The organism is Akkermansiaceae bacterium (genome assembly GCA_019634595.1).
Classification (GTDB): domain Bacteria; phylum Verrucomicrobiota; class Verrucomicrobiia; order Verrucomicrobiales; family Akkermansiaceae; genus Luteolibacter.
This window is the reverse complement of the sequence record JAHCBC010000002.1, coordinates 75492-101269: the sequence shown is the minus strand read 5'-3', so window position 1 is coordinate 101269 and position 25778 is coordinate 75492. Positions and strand designations below refer to the sequence as shown.

21 protein-coding genes are annotated in these 25778 nt (G+C 62.3%); 8 read left to right on the top strand and 13 right to left on the bottom strand.

Annotation, left to right across the window (positions count from 1 at the left end):
- Positions 1-5: 5 nt before the first annotated feature.
- Both KF712_06145 and ald read left to right on the top strand, forming a co-directional pair.
- Positions 6-584, top strand: a complete 579-nt coding sequence (locus KF712_06145; GenBank protein ID MBX3740551.1) for a membrane integrity-associated transporter subunit PqiC — start codon at positions 6-8, stop codon at positions 582-584.
- 86 nt (positions 585-670) lie between these two features.
- Entirely contained in the window at positions 671-1774 is a 1104-nt protein-coding gene (ald, locus tag KF712_06140; GenBank protein ID MBX3740550.1) for an alanine dehydrogenase, read from the top strand.
- Here ald and KF712_06135 read toward each other — a convergent pair.
- The 6 genes from KF712_06135 to menA form a co-directional block, all read right to left on the bottom strand.
- Positions 1759-3648 carry a M48 family metalloprotease gene (locus KF712_06135; GenBank protein MBX3740549.1) on the bottom strand — a complete coding sequence of 630 codons (1890 nt, stop codon included), beginning with the start codon at positions 3646-3648 and terminating at the stop codon, positions 1759-1761. The genes ald and KF712_06135 overlap by 16 nt on opposite strands.
- Before the next feature lie 119 nt (positions 3649-3767).
- Complete coding sequence (locus KF712_06130) at positions 3768-4544, bottom strand: hypothetical protein (protein ID MBX3740548.1); 777 nt, start codon at positions 4542-4544, stop codon at positions 3768-3770.
- Between the two features lie 162 nt (positions 4545-4706).
- Positions 4707-6236, bottom strand: coding sequence for a PhoH family protein (locus KF712_06125; GenBank protein MBX3740547.1), 1530 nt, complete (start codon positions 6234-6236; stop codon positions 4707-4709).
- Positions 6237-6388: 152 nt separating this feature from the next.
- Positions 6389-7507, bottom strand: a complete 1119-nt coding sequence (locus KF712_06120) for an AMP-binding protein (GenBank protein ID MBX3740546.1) — start codon at positions 7505-7507, stop codon at positions 6389-6391.
- A complete protein-coding gene (locus KF712_06115; GenBank protein MBX3740545.1) occupies positions 7489-8457 on the bottom strand; it encodes a hypothetical protein in 969 nt (322 codons plus the stop codon). The genes KF712_06120 and KF712_06115 overlap by 19 nt, the downstream gene beginning before the upstream one ends.
- A complete protein-coding gene (gene menA / locus KF712_06110) occupies positions 8454-9344 on the bottom strand; it encodes a 1,4-dihydroxy-2-naphthoate octaprenyltransferase (protein MBX3740544.1) in 891 nt (296 codons plus the stop codon). The genes KF712_06115 and menA overlap by 4 nt, the downstream gene beginning before the upstream one ends.
- Before the next feature lie 273 nt (positions 9345-9617).
- Here menA and KF712_06105 point away from each other — a divergent pair, with 273 nt between their 5' ends.
- Positions 9618-11360 (top strand): 2OG-Fe(II) oxygenase, encoded by a 1743-nt coding sequence (locus KF712_06105; protein MBX3740543.1) that lies wholly within the window; start codon positions 9618-9620, stop codon positions 11358-11360.
- A gap of 93 nt (positions 11361-11453) precedes the next feature.
- Positions 11454-11891 (top strand): hypothetical protein, encoded by a 438-nt coding sequence (locus tag KF712_06100; protein ID MBX3740542.1) that lies wholly within the window; start codon positions 11454-11456, stop codon positions 11889-11891.
- Positions 11892-11909: 18 nt separating this feature from the next.
- On the opposite strand, the gene KF712_06095 is transcribed toward KF712_06100, so the two are convergent.
- The 5 genes from KF712_06095 to KF712_06075 form a co-directional block, all read right to left on the bottom strand.
- Entirely contained in the window at positions 11910-15953 is a 4044-nt protein-coding gene (locus tag KF712_06095) for a C39 family peptidase (protein MBX3740541.1), read from the bottom strand.
- 960 nt (positions 15954-16913) lie between these two features.
- Complete coding sequence (gene menB / locus KF712_06090) at positions 16914-17729, bottom strand: 1,4-dihydroxy-2-naphthoyl-CoA synthase (GenBank protein ID MBX3740540.1); 816 nt, start codon at positions 17727-17729, stop codon at positions 16914-16916.
- Between the two features lie 60 nt (positions 17730-17789).
- Entirely contained in the window at positions 17790-18569 is a 780-nt protein-coding gene (locus KF712_06085; protein MBX3740539.1) for an alpha/beta fold hydrolase, read from the bottom strand.
- A complete protein-coding gene (locus tag KF712_06080; protein MBX3740538.1) occupies positions 18566-19324 on the bottom strand; it encodes a DUF4339 domain-containing protein in 759 nt (252 codons plus the stop codon). Before KF712_06080 ends, KF712_06085 begins: the two co-directional genes overlap by 4 nt.
- A complete protein-coding gene (locus KF712_06075; protein ID MBX3740537.1) occupies positions 19321-19890 on the bottom strand; it encodes a tetratricopeptide repeat protein in 570 nt (189 codons plus the stop codon). The genes KF712_06080 and KF712_06075 overlap by 4 nt, the downstream gene beginning before the upstream one ends.
- A 178-nt stretch (positions 19891-20068) precedes the next feature.
- Here KF712_06075 and KF712_06070 point away from each other — a divergent pair, with 178 nt between their 5' ends.
- Entirely contained in the window at positions 20069-21463 is a 1395-nt protein-coding gene (locus KF712_06070; protein ID MBX3740536.1) for an efflux transporter outer membrane subunit, read from the top strand.
- 128 nt (positions 21464-21591) lie between these two features.
- Here KF712_06070 and lpxD read toward each other — a convergent pair whose 3' ends face one another.
- Both lpxD and KF712_06060 read right to left on the bottom strand, forming a co-directional pair.
- Positions 21592-22626 carry a UDP-3-O-(3-hydroxymyristoyl)glucosamine N-acyltransferase gene (gene lpxD / locus KF712_06065; protein ID MBX3740535.1) on the bottom strand — a complete coding sequence of 345 codons (1035 nt, stop codon included), beginning with the start codon at positions 22624-22626 and terminating at the stop codon, positions 21592-21594.
- Positions 22627-22658: 32 nt separating this feature from the next.
- On the bottom strand, positions 22659-23315 hold the full coding sequence (locus tag KF712_06060) for an OmpH family outer membrane protein (GenBank protein ID MBX3740534.1): 657 nt from the start codon (positions 23313-23315) through the stop codon (positions 22659-22661).
- 398 nt (positions 23316-23713) lie between these two features.
- On the opposite strand from KF712_06060, the gene KF712_06055 reads away from it, so the two are divergent.
- The 3 genes from KF712_06055 to leuC all read left to right on the top strand — a co-directional run bounded on the left by KF712_06055 (position 23714) and on the right by leuC (position 25741).
- A complete protein-coding gene (locus tag KF712_06055; protein ID MBX3740533.1) occupies positions 23714-23872 on the top strand; it encodes a hypothetical protein in 159 nt (52 codons plus the stop codon).
- A 119-nt stretch (positions 23873-23991) separates the two neighbouring features.
- A complete protein-coding gene (locus KF712_06050) occupies positions 23992-24225 on the top strand; it encodes a hypothetical protein (protein MBX3740532.1) in 234 nt (77 codons plus the stop codon).
- 91 nt (positions 24226-24316) lie between these two features.
- Entirely contained in the window at positions 24317-25741 is a 1425-nt protein-coding gene (gene leuC / locus KF712_06045) for a 3-isopropylmalate dehydratase large subunit (GenBank protein MBX3740531.1), read from the top strand.
- The last annotated feature ends 37 nt before the right edge of the window (positions 25742-25778 follow it).

The window sequence follows — 25778 nt, the reverse complement described above, 5'->3', positions numbered from 1 at the left end:
ACACCATGAAAGCCTTCCTCTGCCTCCTTCCGTTACTTCTTTTTTCCTGCAACGTGCTCCAGCCGGTGAAGGACACCTCCGTCACCTACCTGCTGGACCCCGCCATCCCGGACAGGAACCCGTCATCCGCCACACCGGCCGTCGCCATCAACCGGCCATCGCTCCCGAGTTATCTGGACCGCCAGCAGATCGTCACCCGGGTGAAGGCGGGCGAGCTGAAGATGAGCAACTACCACCTGTGGGCGGAGCCGCTGGATACGGGCATCGCCCGCGTCGTTTCCATGAACCTCACCCGCCTCACCGGGTCATCGAACATCCAGCCGATCAACAACTTCGTCACCCTGGAGTACACCTCGCTGGTGGAGCTCCGCATCTCCCAGTTCGAGCCTGCGGACCACGACCACGTGGTGCTTGCCTGCACCTGGAAGGTCCAGCCGGTGCATGGCCGGCCCCTGCAGCCCCGTAACTTCCGCACGGAGGTCCCGTTCACCCCGTCGGCGGACAAGACCGACCTGTCCCCGAGGATCGCGGCCATGAACGAGGCCCTTGCCCGGCTTTCACGGGTCATCGCCGGTTCCCTCTGAAAGGAAGGCAAGCCTCCGGATTGCCTCTTCAATCCACCTTCACCATCCCCAACAACCGGCAATCCGGAGAATTGCCTTCCTTTCCCATGAACATCGGCGTTCCCACTGAGATCAAGGCACAGGAAAACCGCGTGGCCATGACTCCCGGATCCGTCGTGGAGCTGGTGAAGCGCGGTCACCGCGTTTTCGTCCAGCGGGGTGCCGGAGCGGGCTCGAGCTATCCGGACGGGGAGTATGAAAAGGCCGGTGCCATTTTAGCGGAAGATGCCCCGACCGTGTTCGCGGAAGCGGATCTCATCGTGAAAGTGAAGGAGCCGCAGCCAGGGGAGATCGCCATGCTGGAGTCACGGCACCTCCTCTTCACCTATCTCCACCTCGCCGCGAGCAAGCCGCTCACGGAAGGACTGATGGCCAGCGGCTGCACCGCGCTGGCCTATGAGACGCTGGAAGTGAACCGCCACCTGCCCCTGCTGGAGCCGATGAGCGAGATCGCCGGGCGCATGGCCGCCATCGTCGGCTCCTACCATCTGGCGAAGCACGCGGGCGGGCGTGGCATCCTGCTGGGCGGCGTGCCCGGCGTCGCACCCGGGCGGGTGGTCGTGCTCGGTGGAGGTACCGCCGGGGTGAATGCCGCCCGCGTCGCCACCGGCATCGGTGCGGATGTCACCATCCTCGAGGTGGACTTCGAGCGCATGCGCTTCCTCGACATCACCATGGGCGGCCACACGGTTTATTCGAACCAGGCGAACCTCGCCGACCTGTTGCCGCGGGCGGACCTGGTCATCGGCGCGGTCCTTGTGCCGGGGGCGAAGGCTCCGAAGCTGATCACGCGTGAAATGCTCCGCCTCATGCCGCGCGGCAGCGTCTTCGTGGACATCGCCGTGGACCAGGGCGGCTGCGCGGAAACCACCCGTCCCACCACGCATGACAATCCCACCTACGAGGAGGAAGGCGTGCTCCACTACTGCGTGGCGAACATGCCGGGCGCGTATGCCCGCACCGCCACCCAGGCCCTCAACAACGTGACCCACCCGTGGATCTCACTCATCGCGGACAAGGGGCTGGCGGGTGCGTGCGAAGCCCGGCCTGAACTCCGCTCCGCGATCAATACCCACGGCGGAAAACTGACCTGCAAGCCGGTGGCGGAGGCACACGGCCTTCCCGCCGAAGAGATTCAGCGGACCGTGTAGATTGCGCCCTCCGGCTGCTGGGAACGGATCTTTTTGCAGATCGGCTTGTTTTCCTTTTCGTCGCGGATGACGAGGATGTAGCCGTCCAGTTTCAGTCCATCCACCAGCCGCTGGAGCACTCTCCGGACGTCGTTGTCCGATGTGAACCGGTACCACGGGAAGCGCAGGTCCACGGCAAGGATGTAATGGCTCCAGTTCGCGAACTCCTGGTGTTCCTTGCGGACCAGCCACGCGGTGCGGACGCTTTTTTCCCCGGCCAGGAGTTCGCGGATCTCACCGATCTTTTCCTCATCCAGGCCGTGCGGAAGAAATGTGTCGCGCTTCGTCAGGTTGTTGCGGGCGTGCATCGCGGAGTTCATCCGCTCATCATGGAGATCCGCCCGGCGCTTCATCTCCCTCACGGCGTCATGGTTCCCCTGGCGGTCATGGTAGGCGGCCATCGCACCGAGGCATTGCAGGGTGTCCATCGGGTCCTCCGCCAGCCGTTCCATGATCCGCAGCCCGGACGGGTCGTCATGCTCCAGCAGGTAGCTTGCCGTGGTGAAGGACGCCTCCTTGTGCTCCGGGTGGCGGATGGCGTAGTCCCGCAGGGCCGGGAAAACGGAGTCGATCCCTTCCGCTTCCAGACGGAGGATGATCCGCTGCCAGCCGGTCTCCCCGCTGTCCCCGCCTTCGGTCGTGGGGGTGAGCTCCTGCAGTTTGTCCCGGGACTCCGCGCGGCTCCGGTGGCTGGATTGCCAGTCCTCCAGGACGAACTGGTGCCACTCACCGCTGAATGCTTCCCGCGCCCGGGCCGAAAACTCCGGACCGAGCAGCGCGTCCGATGCGTGCTCACGCAACGTGGGAATCCACCGCGAATCCACCGGCATGCCCAATGCCTTGACCCGGTCGCTCAGGCTCGGGTGGGTGTCGGAGGTTCCGGTTGCGAGAGAGAACGCGTGGGAGAGCCAGCGGGAAGCGGCCGCCGGTTCCGGATCGGCTTTGAGGAAACTCCTCATCTCTCCATAAATCGCCAGCGGTGGGAGAGGCTCGTCGGCCACCCTGAGATTGATGTTTTTCCAGAACACATCCTCCAGATGGCGTGCCCGGAGATCGACGCGCTGCAGCGCGCGGGCGGAGGTGGCGGGGGAGGTGACCTTCGCCGCGAAGGCGTCCGCCTGATACTCGTTGGAGCGTGAAAGGACGAAGGCCCGGGCGTTGAAGCGCGGCCAGAACCAGACGAAGAACTTCTTGAGCGGCGCGATGAGGAATCCTTCCTTCTGGAAGATCCCGTCCGCCGCGCGTTCCCAGGTCATGCGCATGCGGTAAATCCAGTTGCCGGTGCTGCCGTCCTTGTTGGAAAGGTGGCTGAACTCGTGGGCCAGCACCGCCTTGAACTCCTCCGGTTCCAGCGCGTCCATCAGCGGCAGGCCCAGGCTCAGGTAGTTCCGGTGCATGCCGAAGATGCCTGCCAGCGGCAGTTGCACCACGGAGGCGTTGAGGTCGTTCGTGAGGAGAACCTTGTGGAACCGCACCCCGCCCGCGGCGTCGGAGATGTCATCGATCATCCCGAAGAGGGCCGGCGTTTCATCCCGTGTGATCTCCTTGCCTTGCGGCGGGTGCAGACGGTTCCACAGGCTGCGGATGAGCGTCAGGGAAAGGGCACCGGCCGCGATGCCCAGCACGGCCCCGAACTTGATGGTGACGACGTTGGGATGGAGGATGATGAAGAACACGCAGCCTGCGAGCAGGGCCAGGCTACAGACGATGGCGACGGACAGCACCACGTAGCCGAACATCGCCCACGAGATGGAGGATCGTGTCAGCGCGTCTTTGCGGCCACGGAATTTTTCCTCCAGGCCTTCCACCAGTTGATCGAACTCCACGCGTGTCATGGCGGCGATGCTTCGGGGGAGTCCGGAGGCCGTCAATACGGCAGGAGTGGAGAAACTGTTAGAAAAGCATCCCGTGGGGCGCGGACAGGATGATTGCCGCGCCGGGGATGAATTCCATTTCAACAGCCGCCCGTGTCGCGCGTCTTGCGCCGCAGCAACAGCAGCGCGGATCCAGCGATGCCCAGCAGGGCGGCGGATGGCTCCGGCACCACGTTCACGGTGAAGTTGTCATAGCGCATCGTGTTCACATGGGCGCCACCGCTTGTTCCAGCCGTGTTATTGTTGCCGGAAAGGAACAGGCCCGCCGCGACCAGGGTGCCGCTTGGCAGTGCCGAGCCGAGGGTGCTGTCCGAGATGGACAAGGCGCTGCTGGTCACCGTCATATTCCGCCAACTGGAGGCAGCGGTGGTGAAGAGCAGCTCCCGGAGCTGCGCGCCATCCGCCCAGGTCCCTGCGGTCGTGGTGAAGAACGTGTTGGACACGAACCATTGGGTGGGATTCCCCGGGGCATCAATGGCGAGGACGATGCGGTAGCGGTCGTTCGCGGAACTGTTCCGGGCGAGGAAGGAGATGCTGGAGATGTCCGCCGTGGTGATGGGATTTTGCGGATCATAGAACTCCGTGGTGTAGGCCAGGCCGTAGCTGCTCTCAAAGGTCGTCTTGGCACCATACCCGGCGCCCAGATTGCTCACGACGAATCCACCGCTGGCGCTGTTGGTGGTGTTGGCGGAGCCATCTATCGCGGATGTGCCATAGACGGTGGTCCAGCCTATGGAGGCATGGCTCACGTTGCCTCCGGTCGCGTTCGGGAAAGTTTCCTGATAGGTCGTGGCGGCGTGCGCGCAGACAGCGGAAGCGAGCCACAGAGGCAGGAGATGACGGAAGCTGGGTTTCATGGGTTTTGTGGTGGGAGGTGCGGGACGGAATACCCCGCTTTTTCACACAAGGTCATGAAACCGGAAAATTGGACAAAAAATTTCAGACCCCTGTTTGCGGAAACGAAAAAGCGCGCGATCCCCGTGGGCATCGCGCGCTCTATCAGAAGAGTCAGGCGGGGGTCACATCAACTGTGCGCCAGCCTCCGCCAGCTCCGACCGCTCGCCGCGGTTGAGGGCGACGTGGGCGACGAACGGCTGCCCCTTGAGGCGGTTCCGCGTATAGACCAGGCCGTTGCTGCGGCTGTCCACATACGGATTGTCGATCTGGGCGGGGTCACCGACGAGGACCAGCTTCGAGTCGCGGGACATTCGGGTGACGACGGTCTTCGCTTCCTGCGGGGTGAGCTGCTGCGCCTCATCCAGCACGAAGAAACGGTTCGGGATCGAGCGGCCGCGGATGTAGCAGAGCGCCTCGATTTCCAGGATGCCTTGTTCCATCAGCAGCTCGTAGGGCTTCTTGGCGGGCGGGGCGCCGGGGTTCGGCTTCTGCTGCTTGCGCTTCGGTCCCAGCGGGATGTTCGGGCGCATCAGCAGGTCCAGCGCATCATGGATCGGCTGCAGCCATGGGCGCATCTTTTCATCCAGCGAGCCGGGCAGGAAGCCGAGCTGGTCGCCCATGGCCACCACCGGGCGGCTCACGGTGATGCCGTTGTACCTCCGGTTGAACATCTCATGGAGGCCCGCGGCGACGGCGACGAGCGTCTTGCCGGTGCCGGCATGACCGTAGCAGGTGACCAGCGAGATGTCCGGGTTGAGCAGGGCGTCGATGAGGAAACGCTGGCCCAGGTTGAGCGGCTTGAGCGTCTGTCCGTCGGGGATCTTCAGCACCTCCGGGATGTTCAGTTTCACGAAGCGGCCGTCGGCATGCAGGCGGGCGGGGATGGTCTGCTTTTCCCCCGCGCCCAGCAGCAGGTATTCGTTCGTGGCGAGGCCGGTGAAGCGTTCCGGGGAGATGAGCAGCTCCCCGGTGCTGGAGAACCGGTGCAGCTCCATGGGGTCCACCTCGATACGGCGGACTTCGTAGTTGGAGACCTCCCGGGCATCCACCTTGTCATTGAGGTAGTCCTGGCAATCGATGCCCACCGCCCGGGCCTTGAGTTGCATGTTGATGTCCTTGGTGACCAGCACGACGGGGCTCTTGTTGTGCTGCATCAGCAGGAGCGTGGCGGCCAGGATGCGGTGGTCCACCCGCTCCCGGTCCGGGAAGATGCGGTGGAAGCTGTCGAGCTGGCTGGAGTTCTTCGGGCAGGCCTCCGGATCATAGATCACCAGGCGGATGGTGCCTCCCTCCGCGGTGTCCACTCCCCGGGTGACCTTCCGCGCGCAGGAGAACATCTCCGTCAGGCGGCGGTGGACGCGGCGGGCGTTCGCTCCGCGCTCCGTCTGCTCCGACTTGAACTTGTCCAGTTCGGAAAGGACATCCACGGGGATGCAGAGGTGGTTTTCCTTGAACCGTTCGAGCGCCGCCGGGTCATGCAGCAGCACGTTGGTGTCGAGGACGTAGTTTTTGGCGGTCTGGTTGGGGGCGGTGAGGCCCAGTTCCGTCGGTCGCGGTCGAGAGGTCACAGATTGGTTGCGGGTGGTTTTGATTTTGGGAAGGGTTTCCTCTTCGGTAATCAATGCCTGTGACTCATCGGTACGGTTGATCATGATTCAATGGGTGGAAACATGGCGGGTAAGGGGGTGCATCCGCCGGCCCGCCACCGGTGATCGCGTAGGCCACTTTTGTTGAGCGGCCATTTAATACGGCTTTTCAAAGTAATTGCAGGCTCGCTGGATTTTCCGGAGATGACAACAACTTTTCAGCCGCCGGCCAACTTTCGCAGCCCGGCCCGGAGTATTTTCCCAAGCGGGCTGCAAGGAAGCGATTCGACGAACACGGGGGGCTGGAGGCGGCGGTATCCTGGAGCATGGATTTCATACTCCTTTAGCAGGTTGAGGACCAATTCCGGCGGGATCGTATTTTTGAAGATGGGCACCAGCCGGTGCTCCGCGCGCGCATCCGGAACGGCGGCGATGGCGAATGTCCCGGGAGCGAAGATTCCGCCGGAGATCCCCACCAGTTCGCGCTCGATCTCCTCCGGATCCACCAGTTCGCCCAGCACCTTGACGATCTGGTCGGCGCGTCCGAGCGGGGTGATGTGGCGGTCCTGTAACAGCACCCTGTCGGACGTGCGGTGCCATCCGCTACTGCGTTCCTCGTAGTTCCATCCGCCGGACCCATCCGGGCGGAGGATTCCTGAAAAGAGTGCAGGGCCGGAGACCTCCAGGATGCCGTCATCCGCCGTGCGGACATCCCAGATGTCGAGCAGCGGGATGCGGCCTGTTTCGTACGGTGAATCCAGTAGATCCGGTGACTGGGTGGCGATCTGTGAGCCGGTCTCCGTCATGCCGTAGCTGGCCAGCACCGGCCAGCCGAGATCCCTTGCCGCCTGTCCGGTCCGTTCGTCCAGCCTGCCGCCGCCCACCACGATGGCACGGAGGGCCGCGGGGGCCGGAAGCTCCGCCGCCACCAGGTCATGCACCTGCGTCGGCACCATCGAGGTATGGGTGATGGCCTTCTCCTCCGCCCACTTTTGGAAAGCCGTGGCATTCCACTTTCCGGAAAACGTGGCGCAACCGCACGCCGCCTCGAAGCACCGCGCCGCCACACCGAAGCCGCCGACATGGTGGGGCGGCAGCGTCAGTCCCCAGCGGGAGTCCTCCGTCACGCCGAGGTGGCGGTTCACGCAGGCCGCGGAGAGCAGCAGCGCGGACTTGGAAAGGGCGATCCATTTCGGCGTGCCGGTGCTGCCGGATGTCTGGAAAAGGACATGACCTTCCAGTTCCGGCAGATCCGGCAGGGCGCGCCGGTCATCCCCCGGCGCGAATGGCCGCGGATCATCCCAGAACGAAGGATCGGTCAGTAGAGCCGCGTCCATGGCAGCGCTTCGAGTTGGTCGTCGAATCCGAGGCCGGTGCCGGGAGGCGGAGTAAAGTCCGGCGACCATGGGCCGAGCGCCTCGCTGAATTCGTTCGCATCGAAAAGGTGGTGCGTCTGCAGGCCGCAGACGCCGGTGATGCCGGGGAACTGGAGTTCCAGCCGCGCGGCCTCCCACGCGGCGAACGCCTGGCCGAAGGGATGGTCCATGTAGCTGGTCAGCACCACCCGCTGCCGGTGGGCGATGGCTGCCTCCGCCAGCAGGAACGGCTCGTCGATGGCGGGCTTGATGACGCAGACCTGCGCGCCTTCACGGTGAGGCCCGGCTTCACGGTCGATGGCGAGCGGGACGCGGGTTTTCCGGTAGAGGGCAGGCCACGCGGTTTCCGAAAACGGGCAGGGATCCTCGATGAAATCAATCGCGCCGCGCACCTTTTCCGGCAGCCCCAGCAGGAAAGCCTCCGCCGTCTCCGGGGTGAGGGACTCGTTGAAGTCGATCCGCCATTTCAGGGCGGGGAACTCCTCCGCCGCCTCCAGCAGGAACGCGCGTTCCTTCTCCGGATTCCGGCCTCCCTTGATCTTGATGACGGTGAAGCCCGCCTCCACCGCTTCCTGGATCGCGGGGAGCTTCGGATCGGTGACCGTGGCATGGCTTTTCGGTACCTCCATTTCCTCGAACAGGGATTCGTCGCGGCTGCGGGCGGCCTCGTCATACTCGGCACAGCGCAGCGCGCGGCGGACGATGGGCCAGCGGCGCGGTCCCTCCAGGTCCGCGAGGCATTTGTCCAGCGTGGGGTCGCCCAGCTCCGGCCAGGGATGGATGCAGCCGAAGCCGTCGCCGACGCGGATCAGCGCGCCTTCGAACTCACGGCGGCCGGAGATGGCGTTGAGGAAGCCACGGCTCCGGATGCGGTAGCGGGCGATGAGTGGCTTTTGTCCGGTGGAGATCATGGTTTCAGAACGGCTGCGAGGTGATAGGCCGCCGCGAACATGATGAGCTGGATGCCGCCCATGGCAAGGTAGCGGTTGTAGGCGGGACCGGGTGGCGTGCTGATCAGGCCCCAGATGATCCGCAGCCCCATCAGCAGCACCGGTGCGCTGGCGATGGCCAGATAAGGGTAACCAAAGGCGACCCAGCCCAGCCCGGCGAAGGCTGCCAGCTTCACCTGCAGCCAGATGAACATGACCGCGAACTTCGGCCCGCAGCGCACGGCCAGCGTGTGCTTGCCGGTGGAGGCGTCTTCCTCGCGGTCGCGCAGATTGTTGATGGAAATGAGCACCGCCGACAGCAGGCCGATCTGCCCGCCCAGCAGCAACGCCTCTTTCGGCCACCCGCCGGTCTGCACGAACACCGTGCCCGTCACCGCGATGAAGCCGAAGAACAGGATCACGAACAGCTCACCCATCCCACGGTAGGCCAGCGGAAAGGGTCCGCCGGTATAGCCGTAGGCCAGGAACAGCGACGGGATGCCGATGGCCAGGATCGGCCAGCCGCGAGCCTCGATGAGGAACGCTCCGAACAACGCCGCCGCGATGAGGAACCCGGCGGCCCATTTCATCACCTTGCTCCGGCTCATCATGCCGGAGGCGGTCACCCGCTTCGGTCCCAGCCGCTTCGCCGTGTCCGCGCCCTTCGCGTGGTCGATGGCGTCATTGAAAAAGTTCGTCGCGATCTGGATGGCGACCGCCCCGCCCAGCGTGCAGATGGCCAGCCAGAGATTGAAAGCCCCGGTGAGCTTCCATGATAGCACACACCCCGCCCACACCGGCACGATGGCGGCGGGCAGCGTCTTCGGACGGGCGGCGAGCAGGATGGATTTGATCGGTGTGGCGGGCACGGGGGGAGTGAAAGTGATCCGCTCCTTTCAGACCACCTCATTCCTTCCGTTGTCCGCCTTTGCGGGTTCCGATCATAGGACCGCTTCATAACGGAATGCGGCGGATCCCCGGAACAAGGTCGAAATGACTGTCATTGCTGAGCAGGGGGAAGCCGGTGTTCGAGAGTCATTGCGGCGATCCACAGATCGTTTGAGGACAAAAGGAAAGGCTGTGTCCAGCCTGTCGGGTTCGCCTGCTTTGACATCGCGGCCCGGGCTGACACAAACTCCGGCATGTCAGCATCCGGGGCCTTGCTTGAAGCGTTGTCCTCCATCACCGGCAGCGGGAATTTCCATTCCGCCGGGACGGCACCGTTTTTTCTGCCCGGGCTGCATGTCGATGGCATTGGTGAACTGGCCTTCCCGCTCCCGCCTTCGCAGGCGGAGGAGTTGATTGCACTGGCAGAGGCCGCCCCCTATGGCCTGGGTGAGAAGACCATATTGGACGAAGCCGTCCGCAAATGCTGGCAGATCGATGCCTCGCGATTCTCCTTTAAATCGCCGCAGTGGAAGAAATTCCTCGACCAGACCGTGGTCCGGATCCGTGAGAATCTCGGCATCCAGGGGAAAATCTCAGCCCATCCCTACAAGCTGCTGCTTTACGGGAAAGGTGGGCATTTCAAAGCCCATCGCGACACCGAAAAACTCGATGCCATGTTCGGCACGCTGATCATCGCGCTGCCTTCCGCCCATGAGGGAGGCGGTCTCTTCATCCGCCACGCGGGAAAGGAAATCGAAGTCGATTTCAGCGAGCCGGAACACCGGCACAAATTCCAGCACGCCGCGTTTTTCGCCGATTGCGAGCATGAGGTGGTGCCAGTGCGTTCCGGCTACCGATGCTGTCTGGTTTATAACCTCCGGCTCGATTCCGGGGAGCCGGACGCCCTCAACCAGCCTCCCGATGCGCAGGCAAGGTCATTGGTGCCCGTGCTGGAGCAACTGAAACGGGAGAGTCCGGGCGATCTCGCTGCCATCCTGTTGGAGCATGGCTATACCGAGGCGAATTTCTCCCTGGGAAATCTGAAGGGAGAGGACACCGTCCGCGCCCGCGCGCTGCTTGCCGCTGCCGGGGAAGCTGGCTTTTCCGCCTTGGCCGGCCTCGTGACCTACCATTGTTGCGGCACCCTTGAGAGCGGGGGATACGGCTATGACGATGATGAAGACGTGGAAGACGGAACCATGGGCGAAATCATCGATGAATCCCTCGTCATCGAACATTGGCGGGATGCGCGGGACCGGCGGGTGGATCTCGGTTCCTATCACATCGGGGAGGATGCCATTATTTCCCGCCAACCCATCGGCGAGGGGGAGCCGGATGAAAAGGAAGCCGAAGGCTACACCGGCAACGCCGGTTGCACCATGGACCATTGGTACCGCCGCGCTGCCATCGTTCTCTGGGCGAAGGAGGACCAGGAAAACATCCTCTGCCGCTACGGCTTCCGAGGGGCCTGTGCCGCGCTCGCTGATCTCTCCGCCGGGAAAAGACATGGCCCCGGCTCGCCTTTCCACCGTCTGGCACGGGCAGTCATCACGGGGTTGCCGGATCACGTCACTCACCGCTATCACCGGGGCATGGAGGATGCGCCGCTCGCCCTCGTCCTCCGCTCACTGGCCGGGACCCGCTCCCGGGATCTCCTTGATGAACTCATGTCCTCTGTCCCGGATCAGACGTGGGAAATCTGCACCGCGCCTCTCTGGCGGGATCTCCACCAGGCTTTCGGTACGGATGCTTTCGCTACGTTGCGCGACCGCCTTGCTGGCGAACCCGGAGAGAACCGGACCACTCTCTTCACCATCCTTGATGCCCTTGCATCGTGCGGAGAAAGTGCCCCACCTGCACGGCCCATCGCCAGCCTCCTGGCGGCCTTTGCTCCCAAAGCCCCCAACCTCTCCTATGGAGAATCGACTCCCTGCCCGCCCGGCAACCTTGTCGAAACCCGCATTCTGCTCGCCGCCTCGCATTTGCTGGATGATTAAACCCATCGCAGGAAAGCCCTCGGGTTCCTCCTTGCCGACCGCTCGCTGGACTATGTCCGGCAAACGCTCGGACCCGCATTGTTGGAAATCCCTGTGAAAGCCAGCCTTCCGCCTTCCTCGCTTGTGCCTGTCGTTCTGGCCTTCGCCCGCGACCTGCTTTCGGCGGAGGTCGCACGACCGCTTCTTCCATACCCGGACTGGTCCCGCCCCTGCTCCGTTCCGGAAATCCAGGCCCGGACCGGCTATGGTTACCGTTACCAATGCGAAAAATCCAGTGAGGCCATCCGCCAACTCATAGGCTTCATGGCGGACCCCGCCGCCGGGAAGCATGATTTCCGCTACCCCCAGGACATCCGCGGCATGCTTGAAGGCTTGATCCGGGATCACCATCTCGACATCGACCACGTCACCATCCGCAAGGGAAGCCCCCACATCCTCTCCTGCACCAAGAATGACAATTCTCACCATCGGGCTCTTGCCCGGCGAACTGCGGATGAAACGCTGCTCGGCCGGTTGAGAGCGATGGGATGAAAATGGTCCCGTGGGGAGTCAAGGCTGGCTTACCCGCAGGCGCATGAAGCCCTGTCCGCCCGAGTTTGCGGGTGTTTCATGCCTATGGATGACCGTAATCGTACCGTTGCCATTGGCCACGACATCGACCAACTCCGCCTGACGCCAATCGATCATGTTTGAGGAGCATTGCACGATATATCCGATATCCGTCCGATCAGCCGGGCGGGTGTAGGTGAAGCGTTGATAGGTTTTGCCCCGCACCGTCACCCACCCGGAAGCGGGAAGATCTTCAGTCCGTGCGCGTTGGCCGGAAGCCAAACCAAGCGCATATCTCACCAGATTCGGAACACCGTCGCCGAGCGGTTGATCGTTCGGCCCGCGTTGGCCCGCAGGCAATGCTGATGCCCAGGAGGCGAATGCCGAAGATCCACCGCCGCCGCCGCCGCCGCCTCCACCGTTTGATTGGATCGTGAGTTTGGCCGGGCTGGAACTGCCGATGTTATTGTTCTCGTTAGACTCGGGGATCTGCTGATCGGAATCGATGAACACCGTCACATGATACTCTCCAGGAGGGATCGAAGGGGGCAGGACGATGGAACCGGAATAACTTTCCGATGCACCGGGACTCAAGAACCCCATCGGGCCATAGTAGCCGATTTGATGGGTTGTTCCATGCGAAGCGCTGGATAAGAATATCTTTGTGTTGTGCGTGGAAGCAGGGCTTGCGGAGCCATTATTTCTTTCCGTCCAACTCATCTGGATCGTCCCTCCTTGGGCGACATGGGTGGCGGGGACGGGGATAGGTTCGAGCACCACCAGATCCACGTGGCCCGGAACCGCCACGTAAGTGCCGATCGCTGTGGTCGTTTGGTTGGAGTTGATCGTTACCGTTTGGTTGGCGGGCGTGGTCCAGCCGTCCACCGTTTTGAAGGATAACGTATGGGAACCTGCAGGAAGTCCCGGCAAGGTGGCGCCGCTGTTCTGCCACGCTCCTCCGTTCACCCGCCACTGTGCCCCCACCCCCACCGCTCCTGCCGGCGTGAGATTCACCTGCAATGAGCCGGTTTGCGCCTGCGAAGATGTGAAAGAGGCCGTCAGGGTAATCCCATCATAATCGGAGAAACCGTGAATCATGACGTACCAGTCCCCCGCAGCAGGGTTGGGTATCGTCACGGTCTCATTATTGCCATTCAAATAGGGGCGATGGTCGTAGCTGGTTGTTGTCGCCTGCGCTCCGCGCTTCAAATACAAATCTCCATCCCCCGTCCCTCCGGAAATGCCGATCACCAACTGGGCCTGCCCGGAAGGAACCGTGATCTTGTAATGAAGCGAACTGCCTTGAAGACCGCCTATTCCCGCCACGGGGATCCCATTCTGCAAGATGGTGGGACCTGCCGGAGATGCCGCGAATGTAACGTGGACACCCCGGTTGGCCTGGATGTTGGAAAGCGTGTAGCTGTTCCCGCCGGTTTGCGCCACGGTCCCATCAACCAACCACTGATTGACCATATAGTTGGCATTTGGGCTGGCCGTGAATGTCTGGCTCCCCCCCGCGTTCTTGGAGACGTTTCCGCTGGGGCTGATCGTGCCTCCGGTGCCAGCAGTTGCTGTGATCGTGTATTGGGTGGCAGGGGGTGAAGAACCGGGTATCGGCTCAATCCACAGACTATCGCTACTTCCGATTGCAGACCAACCGACCACTTGGTCGGTATCCCAATGAACCTTGACCCAAGTGTATCCTTCGGCATTCCAGAATGTGGAATTTTTCGTACTGTCGAAGACGATGGTTCCTAACGCTCCGGCAGTTCGTTGTGCGCCAATCTGGCTTGCTGTCTGGCTTGGTTGGGCGCGGACATTGCCAGGGAATATAGATGTGGTGCGAATCTGTTGTCCCGCAGTGATCGGAGAAAGCATTTTAATCATCCATTTTTGTGCCCCGTTATAGTGGATTTCACTCCATGTATAACTATGATGATCTCTGCTCTGAAGGTCATTGCGCACCCATGGATCTGAGGCAATCAAATGAGTCGGAGTATATCCACGAATAGCCATGATGTGACCACCTGATTGGAATTGCGTGCTTAAAAAAACCGGCCGTCCTGCATCGATTTCGGATTTGACTTTCGCTTCACTGGAAGAACCTTCAAAAGAAGCCCATATACCGTGTTTCCAGAAATATTGGACGGCTTTGTAAGCCAATGTCCCCACATTGCTGTTTTCTATTAAATATCCATGCGCTCCATAGTTAATCTTTCCGCCAAGATCCGCAGTTCCTATATTGAATGGAAAGTTTGCGTGTGAATAAGCTGTGCTTGATGGGATTCCTTCCTGATTTATCGGTGCGACATACCAGCTATAATTGTTGGTTTGGCCGGATTTGCCTATCATGGGTCGTGGTGCCAGGCGATTATAATAAGTTAAAATCATCACCGCTGAAGCTGGTCCGCAAGCAGCTCGCGAGTCGAACCCGGGATGCATGTCAGATATGCCAATTTGTCGAATATATGCCATTGATCCCGGAAGTGTGACAGTTCCGCCTCCTGCCCCCGCTTGGATGATGGTCACTGTTTTCGGACTGCCGGACGCTGCGGGCGCCGCAATCTGAATCGTTCCCGAGCGTTGTGTGCCTGTATTCGTTGAATAAGACACGTTGATCGTTCCACTGTTTCCGCCGGACGCTCCGGATGTGATGGAAAGCCACGATGAGCCACTGGCGACGCTTGCTGAATAGTTCATTGTCCCGCCACCTGCATTGCTGACGGCCAGGCTGATTGATCCCGCTGAAGATGATTGGATCGAAGGGTTGGAGGGTGTTACGGAGAGGACAGGTTGCGAAGGGGATGGGGTATAAACAACGGTGAATGACCGTGAGGCAGTCGCGCCACTGGTGTCCCGCAAGGTGACCGTCCAATGCAGGGTTCCCGACCAAGTGGGATTCTGTTCAACGACTTTCGGCCGCAGAGTCATCGACGTATTGGAATTGACGGTCACCTTCGCATTCCAGTTGGAATCGTTTCGATTCCACGTTGCGCTCCCATTGTCCGCTCCGCTCCAATTCAAGGTTACCCGATCGACGTTGTTGAGATTGGCTCCGGTAACGGAGAGGGTCGCATCATGGGGTGCGGTGTTGGTGGAAATCTGCTCCGGAATCAGCTTGGAGAAATCGAGCGTAGTTCCTGCTGTTTGCCGCGTGATGGTTCTTGATGTTATAGTGCTGTAGGTAGCCTGGGAATTGCGGGATCTGACATCAACGATGTTCTGGCCGACGCTTAGATTCGTTGCCGTGAAACTCCAGGATGTCGTGCCGGATGCAGTGTTCCAGTTTCCGCTGTTTACACGCCATTCCACTGCCGAAACCGAACTCCCCGGCGCGGTCGCCGAGCCTGAGAAACTGTAGCTGGTCGTCCCATTCGGCACTGATACGTTTCCTGATGGCGAACCAATCGAAACCGTTGGTGTTCCCACGGTTTGGGGGGTCTGGAAGTAACGCAATGAGGTGTATGAGGACAGGCCGGCTGAATTCCCCGCCGCGACATTCCAACGATAAGCTTTCCCGGGCTGCAGATTCACAGTGCGGCTGGTCGAGGTGGTCGTTGTGTCCACCACGAGGTTGCCGGTGGCGATGTCGGTGAGGCCGAGATCATAATAGCTTGCACCGCTGGAGGAACTCCAAGTGAGTGTCACGCTTGTGCCCGGGAGAATGGGGCCCGGACCGGAGGTATTTCCAGGACTAGGACTTCCCGGAGTCGGGGCTTTCACGACCGTCAGATCATTGACTGACCATCCTGTTGATAGACTGCTGCTTTCCCAATCGACCCGCCACCATGTGTATCCGTTTGCGTTCGTCGGTCCTCCGATTACAACGCCGAGCGACCCGCTCGGAACCGTGCCTAAATCCGCACCCGATGTAGAGGCGGTGGAGCGGATTTTCAGATTCAGATCGGCTCTAACCCTGTCGCCAATGACGATGCCATTTGCTTGTTGGATGATTGCGACAGAGAAAAAGCATGAGAGAAGAACATAGCGCAAAGCCATGAAAATGGAGGGGAAGTGCCAGGATTGCGGGGGGAGCGTTTTCATGGAGGCAGGATCAAAGTGAGGGAGGAGGAAGGAAATGGTTCGGCCCGCTTATCTGCGCCGGAATGGATTGAGGGCTTTGACGATCCAAATGCTGGGAAATTCAAATTATTTGCACCAACTGTGTGTGGATTCCGCTCTTGCCATCCACATGCCGGAGTTTGCCAGCCCGTCTCCCGGAGGAGGGAAAATGAATTTCTTCGGGCCGCGTTTTTCCGGCGGACCGGGGTGCCAAAACTGGACGCAAGAGCAGTTCGCGGCGTGGTCGCAAGCCAATGGTTGGGACATCGACTGGCGACCTCCGCGTGCATTGAGACCGGAAAGCGGACGCTGACGGATTTCGGGTTGGCGTTTCTGCTGCGCGTGCGTATTGCGCCAATGAAGAATGACCCCGGAGTTGGTGGGTCGTTGCGTCAGGATTCATGACACCCGGCGCGTGGGCTGGTTCTGATGGTTTGGGTTGATAGTGGAAAGTCCCACCACCACGGGGCCTACCTCCCGGGACTCTCCGGCCGCCGGATCTCGTCCTGACGGTCTTCCTTGCGCTCAACGATGGCAAAGATCGCCCCAGCCTTGCTTCGATGGCTCCCAGGCTGACCTTGCCGTTGAGGGCTTTGATCGTGTGCTTGCGGTTCCAGCCGGGGGTGTCGCTGATCTCATCGATCATCGCGCTCGTTCCCGCCCGGTTGCGCCCCACATAACGCGCACGGCAGCTCTCCAAATATTCTGTTCTGCTCTTCCGACTCATGATCCCGGTAAGTGTCCTCATCCGGGTGTCATTCTTTCTGACGCAACGACCGCCGACAGAGGCTCTCCCAAACCTTCTCCGGTGTCATTCTACTTGGCGCAATGCGCGTGCTGGGAGTCAGGTGGTCCAATCTGGACGAGGGCAGGATAAGGCGGTAATTATCGTGCACCCCATATATAAGCCCATGGTTGGTAAGAGGACCCGCATTCCCACCATCAAGGCACCCGCGGGAACTTCGAGAAATCCGGCTGCCGCTTTTCGATGAAGGCCTGTTTGCCCTCCTTGCCCTCCTCGCTCATATAGTAGAGCAGGGTGGCGTTTCCGGCGAGGTCCAGCAGACCCATCTGGCCATCGCAGTCCGCGTTGAGGGCGGACTTCAGGCAGCGCAGGGCGAGCGGGGAGTGGGCGAGCATTTCGCGGCACCATTTGAGCGTCTCCGTCTCCAGTTCCACCAGCGGCACCACGGTGTTGACCAAGCCCATGTCGAGCGCCTGCTGCGCGTCATACTGGCGGCAGAGGTACCAGATTTCCCGTGCCTTTTTCTGGCCGACGATGCGGGCGAGGTAGCTGGAGCCGAGTCCTCCATCGAACGAGCCGACCTTCGGGCCGGTCTGGCCGAAGCGGGCGTTGTCCGCGGCGATGGTCAGGTCGCAGACGATGTGGAGCACATGACCGCCGCCGATGGCGAAACCGGCGACCATGGCGACCACGGGCTTCGGCAGGCTGCGGATTTTCTTCTGCAGATCCAGCACGTTGAGGCGGGGGACGCCGTCCTCGCCGATGTAGCCGGCGTGCCCGCGGACCTTCTGGTCGCCGCCGGAGCAGAAGGCCATGTCGCCCTCACCGGTGAGGATGATGACGCCCACCTGCGGGTCCTCGTGCGCCAGGTCGAACGCTTTCAGCAGCTCGGCGACCGTCTTCGGGCGGAAGGCGTTGCGGACCTCCGGCCGGTTGATGGTGATCTTGGCGATGCTGCCGTTATCGGTCGTTTCGTAACGGATGTCCTCGAATTCGCGCTGGGTGGTCCACATGACGACGGGGAGTTTGAACGCCCCCGGGGAGTTGGCAAACCCATACGGCGTGTGCCGTGGTCAGGAAGCGGTTTTGAGAAAACGTGAAACGCGGTCAGCGAACCACGCCGGATTCTCCCACGGGACGCGGTGTCCGGCATCCGGGGCGACGGCCAGAATGCCCCGTGGGGTGAGACCGGCCGCCCGTTCCGCGATGGCCGCGTATTTCGCATCCCGCTCACCCACCACCCACAGGACGGGAATCCCAACCGAGGAAAGGCGGTCCCACAGCGGCTCTTGGAGCCCCACCGACCAGTCGAGGAAGCTGCGGGAAATCTCCCTGCGGCGGGCGACCAGCCGCTGGGTGGCCTCCGGCTCGCGGATGTTCCCGCCCAGCAGCGGCTGGGCGTTCCATTGGCTGGTGAACTCCTTCCAGTCTCCGGCGAATGCCTTCGCCGCCCAAGTGCTGTCGGCGGCCTTGCGGGCGGACCGTTCCAGTTCGTCCTCCAGCCCGGGATGGGCGGAGACGATGACCGCCGCCTGCCAGGGATGGTCCGGCTCCAGCAGCCCATGGAGAGCCAGGCGGCCGCCCATGGAGTAACCCAGCAGCGAGCGCCCGGTGCCGCGGAAGGTTTCCCCCTTCGCGTCCTCGTTCAGCGTGGCTCCGGATTCTCCGATGGGGAGTGGACCGGGTTCCAGGAAGCGCCACAGATCCACCGCCCGCGAGCCGATGCCCCCTTGGGCGAGGGCCTTCGCCAGTGCACGAAAATCCGATGCCGCCCCCACGGAACCATGCAGGCACCAGCATTCGTGGGAGCCGGCTTCACGGCGCTCGTCCGTTTCCTTGGAGTAGCGGATCATTTCGCTCCAGCAGGGGGTTGGAGCCGCAGCGTTTCCAGAAGATCCTTGAGCTGCTGCTGGATTTCAGGGCTTCCGGCCGCACCGGCAAGGATTGCGATGAGGAAGGCAATGGCGGCAATGACAGCCACGACCACCAGCCAATAGATGATGGCGAGGAAGATCCCGGCTCCATCCATCTTTTTGTGGACCGCATATCCGGCGGGGCAGGCGAAACTGCGGTAGCCGGTCCAGAGATTCAGGATCGGCACGAAATGGCCCAAGTACCACCAGCGGCTCATCCCCAGGTTCGCGAACCGCTGGATGCCGAAATAGAGCGCCAGGACGGACGGGAAGACCATCAGGCCGTAGAGATCGACGATCTCCCACCCCCGCGGTTCGAGCAAGCCGGGGAAGGAGGCCTTCACCAGACCGGTGACAAAGCCCAGCACGAACGGGAACACCAGGCTGAAAAACAGGTAGGAGCGGCGTCGTGCGCCGGGCCAGTCGCCCGCCGTCTCCGCATGGTAGGGATCACCGATGGTGGTGGGCGGAGGGGCGTAGGGATCTGCTGCCGGAACCACCGTTTCGCGGCGTTCGAACAGCCCGTCCACCTCACCGACCGGCACCCAATCCGCCAAGCCTTCCTTCCAGACGAGGTCGGAGCGTGGCTTGAGCACCCCCTCATCGGCTTTCTCCTTGAGGTCGGCATAGGTGAGCGGTCCGCTTTGCTGGCCGTCCCGCGAAAAGTACCAAGCGCCGTCGGCGGATATCTTCATCGGCTCCCGTTAACGGAATCCCCGGGGGATGTCAAACCGGGGCCCGGAATCGGTTCAATGACCACCGCATGTTCGTCGAAGATCGCCCTCGCATGCCCTTGGGTCAGGATGTAGTCGAGGATGGCCTTGGCGGGCACGGACTTCAGTTGGAAGGAAACGGAGGTTTTCTCCAGCTTGCGGTCCGGGTCCTTGAGGACGAAGTTCGGCGCGACTTCGCCGTTGGAGACTTTCTCCATCGAAATGCGGAGGGCTTCCAGGGACTCGGCCACCGTCGCCCCGTCGAGATTCATCTGCGGGATGATGACGGTGCCGAATTTGTTCTTCCGGGCGGCTGCCGCGAGCTGGCCGCGGTCCATCTTCAACTGGCCGAGGCGGAACCGCGCATCCGCAAGATGGGGGTTGAGCCGGAGCGCCTGCGTGTAGGCGGTCCTGGCACCCTCGACATCACCAGCCTGCTCCTGTGCGATGCCTTGCTGGTAGAATTGCTGTGCCTGCTGGGCGGCGGTGGGATTCTGGGCGGAGGCGATCAAGGTGCCGCCGATGAAAAGAATGAGGATCGAGCGCATTTTCGGGGTTTTTGGGTTATTCCGAAGATGCCCGGAAATTTCCGGGAATCAAACCTGAAATTCCTCCTCCCATCGGGTGGACTGAGCACAATTCCCCAACATTTCATCGTCTCATTTGGGAAATTCCGCAACTTTCGTTTGCGAGGTTCTTAAACGATGGTTCAATTCCGCCACTTCCATGTCCCCGAGATCTCTAGCCACCGTCCTGCCTCTTTCCTCCGTGTTATTGATCGCGGCTTGCAAGCCTTTGGGACCCAATCACGAAACACCGGAGATGAAACTCCCCGCGTCCTTCTCCAACGGAGGAGTGAAGTGGAAGAAGCAGTCCCCTGACTCACTCCCCAACCCGCGGGCTTGGTGGAGATTGTATGGAGACGGCACCCTCAACTCGCTGGTGGACCGCGCCCTCGGCAACAACCAGGAGCTGGCCGGTGCCTCCGCACGGGTCCGGCAGGCCCGCTCCCTGAGCGCGGCGGCCCGCGGCCGGTACTTCCCTTCCATCGATCTGAATCCTTCCTCCAGCCGCTCGAAGACCCGCGCACAGGGGATCTCCACCGTGCAGAACAATTTCTCGGTCCCCGCCGACCTTTCCTATGAACTCGATGTGTGGGGCGCCGTCCGCCGTCAGGTGGAGTCCGCGGATGCTTCCGCCGACGCCCAGCAGGAGAGCTTCAACGCGCTGAAACTCACCATCGCCAGCGAAGTGGCCCAGACCTATTGGGCGCTGCGGGCCGTGGACGCGGACCGCGCGCTGCTGTCGCGGGCCGTTGAACTGCGCCGCAAGGCATTCAGCCTGCTGAAGGAGCAGCGGGATGCCGGAGCCATCAGCGGCCTTGACCTGTCCCGTGCCGAAGTGGAGGTGGCCACCGCAGAGGCGGACAAAATCCAGCTCGACCAGGATCGTGTCGAGCTGGTGAACGCCCTGGCCGTGCTGGCGGGGGCCTCCGCCACGGGATCTTCCGTTCCGGAGCGTTTCGACCTCCCGTCTCCACCTTCCATCCCGGTTTCGGTCCCGTCCGAAGTGCTGCGCCAGCGGCCGGACGTCCGTGCGGCGGAGCGCCGCGTGGCCGCCGCGAACGCGGACATCGGCGTTGCGATGGCCGCCTACTATCCATCCTTCACCATCGGTGGCAGCGGCGGCTTTTCCTCGAACACCGCCAGCCAGCTCTTCAAGTCCTCCAGCTTGATCTGGTCCATCGGCCCTAACATCAACATCCCCATCACCCAGCAGAAATTCCTGCGTGACCGGAAGGATGCCGCCGTCGCCGCCCATGAGGCAGCCAGCGCGGACTACCGTCAGATCGTCCTGGAATCCATCCGCGAGGTGGAGAACGCGCTGCAGGCCTCCTCGATCATCGTGGGCCGCCAGAAAGCACAGGACCAAGCCGCTGCCGCCGCGAAGAACACCTTCGACCTGTCCTCGAAACGCTTCGACGCCGGTCTGGTCAGCTTCCTCGACGTGGTGGACGCGGAACGGACCCGTCTGGACGCGGAGCGCCGCTCCAACTCCGTGCGTGCGGAGCGTCTCGCCCTTTCCGTCTCCTTGGCGAAAGCCATCGGCGGCGGATGGTGAGCGGTGGCTCTGTGGCGGAAGTCGTGAGACTTCCGGCTGCGGGGAAGTCCATGGAGAACCGTCGCCCATCTGTTGGGTGACGTCCTTCCCCCCGAATCTCTCACGGGATTCGCTGCGCGTGGGATACGCTACTCTCCGCCCAGCTTCTGTTCGAGCGCCTTGACGCGCTCGATCAGCCGGGCCAGCCGCCGGAGCTGTGCCTGTTGCTTCATTTCCTCCCGGATCGGCAGGGCGGGTTTCCCCGCATAGGTGGCTCCCCCGGGGAGGCTGGCGGTGACGCCGGTCCGCGCGGTCAGGATGGCCTTCGCGCCGACGGTGACATGCCCGCCGACTCCGGCCTGGGCGGCCACCGTCACGTAGTCCTCCAGCTTCGCGCTGCCGGCGATGCCTGATTGGCTGACGACGAGGCAGTGCTTCCCGACCATCACGTTATGGGCGATCATGACGAGATTATCGATCTTCGTGCCCTCACCGATCACCGTCTTGCCGAAGCGGGCGCGGTCGATGGTGCTGTTTGAGCCGATCTCCACATCGTCACCGACCTCCACGATGCCGACCTGGTCGATCTTCACGTGCCTGCCGCCGGAAAATTCGTAGCCGTATCCATCCGAGCCGACCACGCATCCGGGCTGGAGGATGACACGGTCGCCGATGACGCAGCGCTCGCGCACGGTCACGTTGGCCATGATGCGGCAGTCCGCGCCGATCACCGCTTCCTCGCCGATCACGGCGTTCGGCCCCACCTCGGTGCCATCACCGATCCTGGCGCCGGGCATGATGACGGCTCCGGCGTGGATGCGGACCTTCGTGGGATCCAGCAATGCGCCGGGTTCCACCACGGCCCGCGGATGGATGCCGGGTTCCAGTTTTTTGGCGGCCGCCGCGAAGTGGCGGACCACCGTGGCGAAGGCGAGCGACGGATTCGCCACCGTGATGAGGGCGCACGTTTCAGAGCCGCCGGTTTCACCCGTGGCGGCGATCACGGCACCCGCGCGCGTTTCCAGAAACTGGGAGCGGTACTTGTCGTTGCCGAAGAAGCTGGCTTCACCCGGTCCGGCCGCATCGAGCGCGGCCACACCTGCCAGAGACGGAGCGAGCCCGCCCCGGACGATGTCACCATCGACCAACTGGGCGAGCTCGGAAAGGGAGAGGGCTGTTGCCACCCGTTTCTTGAATTGTAGGGGAACGGGACGGGTTACTCAGCCGCAGGGGCGGGAGCAGGCGTGGTGTCCGGAAGTTCCGGAGCAGGCTCGCCGGGAGTCGGCAGGGACTCGGCCGGGGCGTCCTTGTTCAGGTCCTTGAGGAGGCCGGCGGTGATGTCCGTGGCGTCCTTGGTGTAGAGGAGGAAAGGAACCTGGGAGGTGCTGAGGCCGGACTTGTCGAACACGTAGTCGAAGTCATCTTTCTTCGCCTGCTCTTCGACCAGCTTGCGGATCTCCTCGAGGATACCCTTCATGCGCTGCACCATCTTCTCGTTGAGGGCCTGGTTGCGGCGCTGGAGGAACTCGCGGCGCTCCCGGTCCAGGGCGATGCCTTCCTGCTGCTGCATCTGCCAATCCTTGAAAAGCTGCTGCTTCTTGGATTCATTGATGGTCGGATCCTCGAGCTGCTTGCGCAGGCCGCCCAGCGTGCCTTCCAGCTCGCGGATGCGGGCGAGGCGCTCGTTGTTGTCCTTCTGGATGCGCGCGCGCTCGACGTTGATCTGTTTCTGCGCGTCGTTGGTTTTGTAATACTGCTTGAAGAGCTCCTGCATATCGACCGTGGCGATCTTGAGCTTCCCATCCTGGGCGGATGCGAACGATACCATGGCGGCCGCGGAGATGACGGCGAGAAAACGGCGGATGATGGTCATTTGGGGAATGGCTGATGGTTCCTCGGCAAAAAGGCGAGTCGGAGACGCAACTTGGATGGAAACCGCCCCCCCGTCAACGCTCATCATTTCATGGCCGGACCAGCTTTCTTTTCCCTTGCAGCAGACTAACCGAACGCTAACCTGATCATCACTGGTCACTTGTGGGCCGGTGATTTCGATAAAAGCAACCCATCCATCCAATATGACAACACTCAAATTCGTCTTTATCGCCGGTGCCAGCGCAGCAGCTCTGCTCGCCGCTTCCTGCTGCCCGACCGCCGCTCCCGAGCCTTCCCGGCCGACCTATCAGGCTCCTGCGAAGTAATCTTCTTGAATGCGGGCCGGTTTTCGTGTGAAAGCCGGTCCGCCACTTGTAAAAAAACTCCAACCTCCTCTCCATGATCCGTTTCATCTCCGCCATCGCCGTCACCGCTTTCGCGCTCATTTCCGCATCGTGCTGCTGCACCAGCGAGCCGAAGGCCCCGCCGCTCCGTCCGCTCCCGCAGTTCCAGGAGATTGAAACGACCACCGTCTCCGAGGTGCACGCCGAGAAATAAGTTTCCCGGTCTGAAATAGAATTTTCCTGAAGCGCCTTCCTTGTAACAGAGGAAGGCGCTTTTTTATTGACGTTCTGGCAGGGGATGCATTATGCAAATCGGAAACCCCACCCCCCTGAATGAATCAAACCCAGCGACTTCGCCCGGGCGAGCCGAACCCGCTCCGTTATCAAGGCAGCCTCTGTCACTATCACGTGGCTCCTCTGAAACGGCGGGTCCATCGTGGACAGCTCTCCGGGAAAGTGCGTTCCGGGCACCGCAAGCCGTTCTGGCCGGGGGCGGCGGCCGCCGCAGGAGTGCTGGCGGTCTTCGGAGCCATCCTGGGCGGCATCTGGATCGGCATCGGAGGTTGAGGCCGGTGGCGTTCCGCGAGATGCGGCTTTGACATTTTTGCCGGGCTTGGCCATTTTCCCGCCCCGCCGCGAACCACGGCTGATCATGAACATGGGCAAGAGCCTCTTCCAAAAAGTCTGGGAATCCCACACCGTCGGCACGCTGGCCGATGGCCGCACGCAACTTTTCATCGGCACCCACCTCATCCATGAGGTGACTTCGCCGCAGGCATTCGGCATGCTCCGCGATCTCGGGCTGAGCGTGAAGTTCCCGCAGCGCACGTTCGCCACCGTGGACCACATCGTGCCGACCGTGGATCAGGACGCGCCGCAGGATCCGCTCGCCGCGGAGATGATGGACGCCCTGCGCAAGAACGCGGATGATTTCGGCGTGACCTATTTCGACCTCGCCTCCGGCAAGCAGGGCGTCGTCCACGTGGTGGGCCCTGAGCAGGGCATCACCCAGCCCGGCACCACCATCGCCTGCGGTGACTCCCACACCGCCACCCACGGTGCTTTCGGCGCGATCGCTTTCGGCATCGGCACCACCCAGGTGCGCGATGTGCTGGCATCCCAGACCCTCGCCGTGGAGCCGCTCAAGGTCCGCCGTATCGAGGTGAATGGAAAGCTCCGCCCGGGCGTGTATGCGAAGGACGTCATCCTGCACATCATCCGCCTGCTCGGCGCGAAGGGTGGCATCGGCTACGCCTACGAATACGCCGGTGACGTCTTCGAGCGCATGTCCATGGAAGAGCGGATGACCGTCTGCAACATGTCCATCGAAGGTGGCGCCCGCTGCGGCTACATCAATCCGGACGCGAAGACCGTCGCCTACCTCAGCGCCCGTCCCTATGTGGACATGTCCGACTTCGACGCCACCGCCGCGCGCTGGCTGTCCTTCGCTTCCGATGCCGACGCGCACTTCGACGACATCGTGAAGATCAAGGCGGAGGAGATCGAGCCGACGGTCACCTGGGGCATCTCCCCGGACCACGGCATCTTCGTTTCCGAAAACATCCCGGACCCTGCCAACGCGGAGTCACCCGGTGAGAAGGCGACCATCGAGGAAGCCCTCACCTACATGAAGCTGGACGCCGGCACCCCGATCAAGGGCGTGAAGATCGACGTCGCCTTCATCGGCTCCTGCACCAACGGCCGCATTTCCGACTTCCGCGAGGTCGCGAAATACATCCAGGGCCACCGCGTCGCCCCGCACGTGAAGGCCATCGTCGTCCCCGGCTCCCAGGTGGTCGCCATCCAGGCGGAGCAGGAAGGCCTGCCGGAAATCTTCCGCGCCGCCGGCTTCGAATGGCGCGGCGCCGGTTGCTCGATGTGTCTGGCGATGAACCCCGACAAGCTTGTGGGTGACCAGCTCTGCGCGTCCTCCTCGAACCGGAACTTCAAGGGCCGCCAGGGTTCCCCGACCGGCCGCACCGTCCTCATGTCCCCGGTCATGGTCGCCGCCGCGGCCATCAGCGGCCACATCGCGGACGCCCGCGAACTCTTCGAACTGGAGCCTGAGGCCGCCGTCGCCTGACCGTCGGCCGGACCCGGAACCTGTTTCCCGCAAGCCT

Coding starts and splice junctions, on each gene's coding strand:
- KF712_06135 (MBX3740549.1), bottom strand. CDS start 3,648: ATGACACGCGTGGAGTTCGATCAACTGGTGGAAGGCCTGGAGGAAAAA.
- KF712_06145 (MBX3740551.1), top strand. CDS start 6: ATGAAAGCCTTCCTCTGCCTCCTTCCGTTACTTCTTTTTTCCTGCAAC.
- KF712_06105 (MBX3740543.1), top strand. CDS start 9,618: ATGTCAGCATCCGGGGCCTTGCTTGAAGCGTTGTCCTCCATCACCGGC.
- menB (MBX3740540.1), bottom strand. CDS start 17,729: ATGTGGACCACCCAGCGCGAATTCGAGGACATCCGTTACGAAACGACC.
- leuC (MBX3740531.1), top strand. CDS start 24,317: ATGGGCAAGAGCCTCTTCCAAAAAGTCTGGGAATCCCACACCGTCGGC.
- KF712_06130 (MBX3740548.1), bottom strand. CDS start 4,544: ATGAAACCCAGCTTCCGTCATCTCCTGCCTCTGTGGCTCGCTTCCGCT.
- KF712_06060 (MBX3740534.1), bottom strand. CDS start 23,315: ATGACCATCATCCGCCGTTTTCTCGCCGTCATCTCCGCGGCCGCCATG.
- KF712_06125 (MBX3740547.1), bottom strand. CDS start 6,236: ATGATCAACCGTACCGATGAGTCACAGGCATTGATTACCGAAGAGGAA.
- KF712_06080 (MBX3740538.1), bottom strand. CDS start 19,324: ATGAAGATATCCGCCGACGGCGCTTGGTACTTTTCGCGGGACGGCCAG.
- KF712_06115 (MBX3740545.1), bottom strand. CDS start 8,457: ATGATCTCCACCGGACAAAAGCCACTCATCGCCCGCTACCGCATCCGG.
- KF712_06085 (MBX3740539.1), bottom strand. CDS start 18,569: ATGATCCGCTACTCCAAGGAAACGGACGAGCGCCGTGAAGCCGGCTCC.
- ald (MBX3740550.1), top strand. CDS start 671: ATGAACATCGGCGTTCCCACTGAGATCAAGGCACAGGAAAACCGCGTG.
- KF712_06050 (MBX3740532.1), top strand. CDS start 23,992: ATGAATCAAACCCAGCGACTTCGCCCGGGCGAGCCGAACCCGCTCCGT.
- KF712_06055 (MBX3740533.1), top strand. CDS start 23,714: ATGATCCGTTTCATCTCCGCCATCGCCGTCACCGCTTTCGCGCTCATT.
- KF712_06075 (MBX3740537.1), bottom strand. CDS start 19,890: ATGCGCTCGATCCTCATTCTTTTCATCGGCGGCACCTTGATCGCCTCC.
- KF712_06070 (MBX3740536.1), top strand. CDS start 20,069: ATGTCCCCGAGATCTCTAGCCACCGTCCTGCCTCTTTCCTCCGTGTTA.
- KF712_06095 (MBX3740541.1), bottom strand. CDS start 15,953: ATGAAAACGCTCCCCCCGCAATCCTGGCACTTCCCCTCCATTTTCATG.
- KF712_06120 (MBX3740546.1), bottom strand. CDS start 7,507: ATGGACGCGGCTCTACTGACCGATCCTTCGTTCTGGGATGATCCGCGG.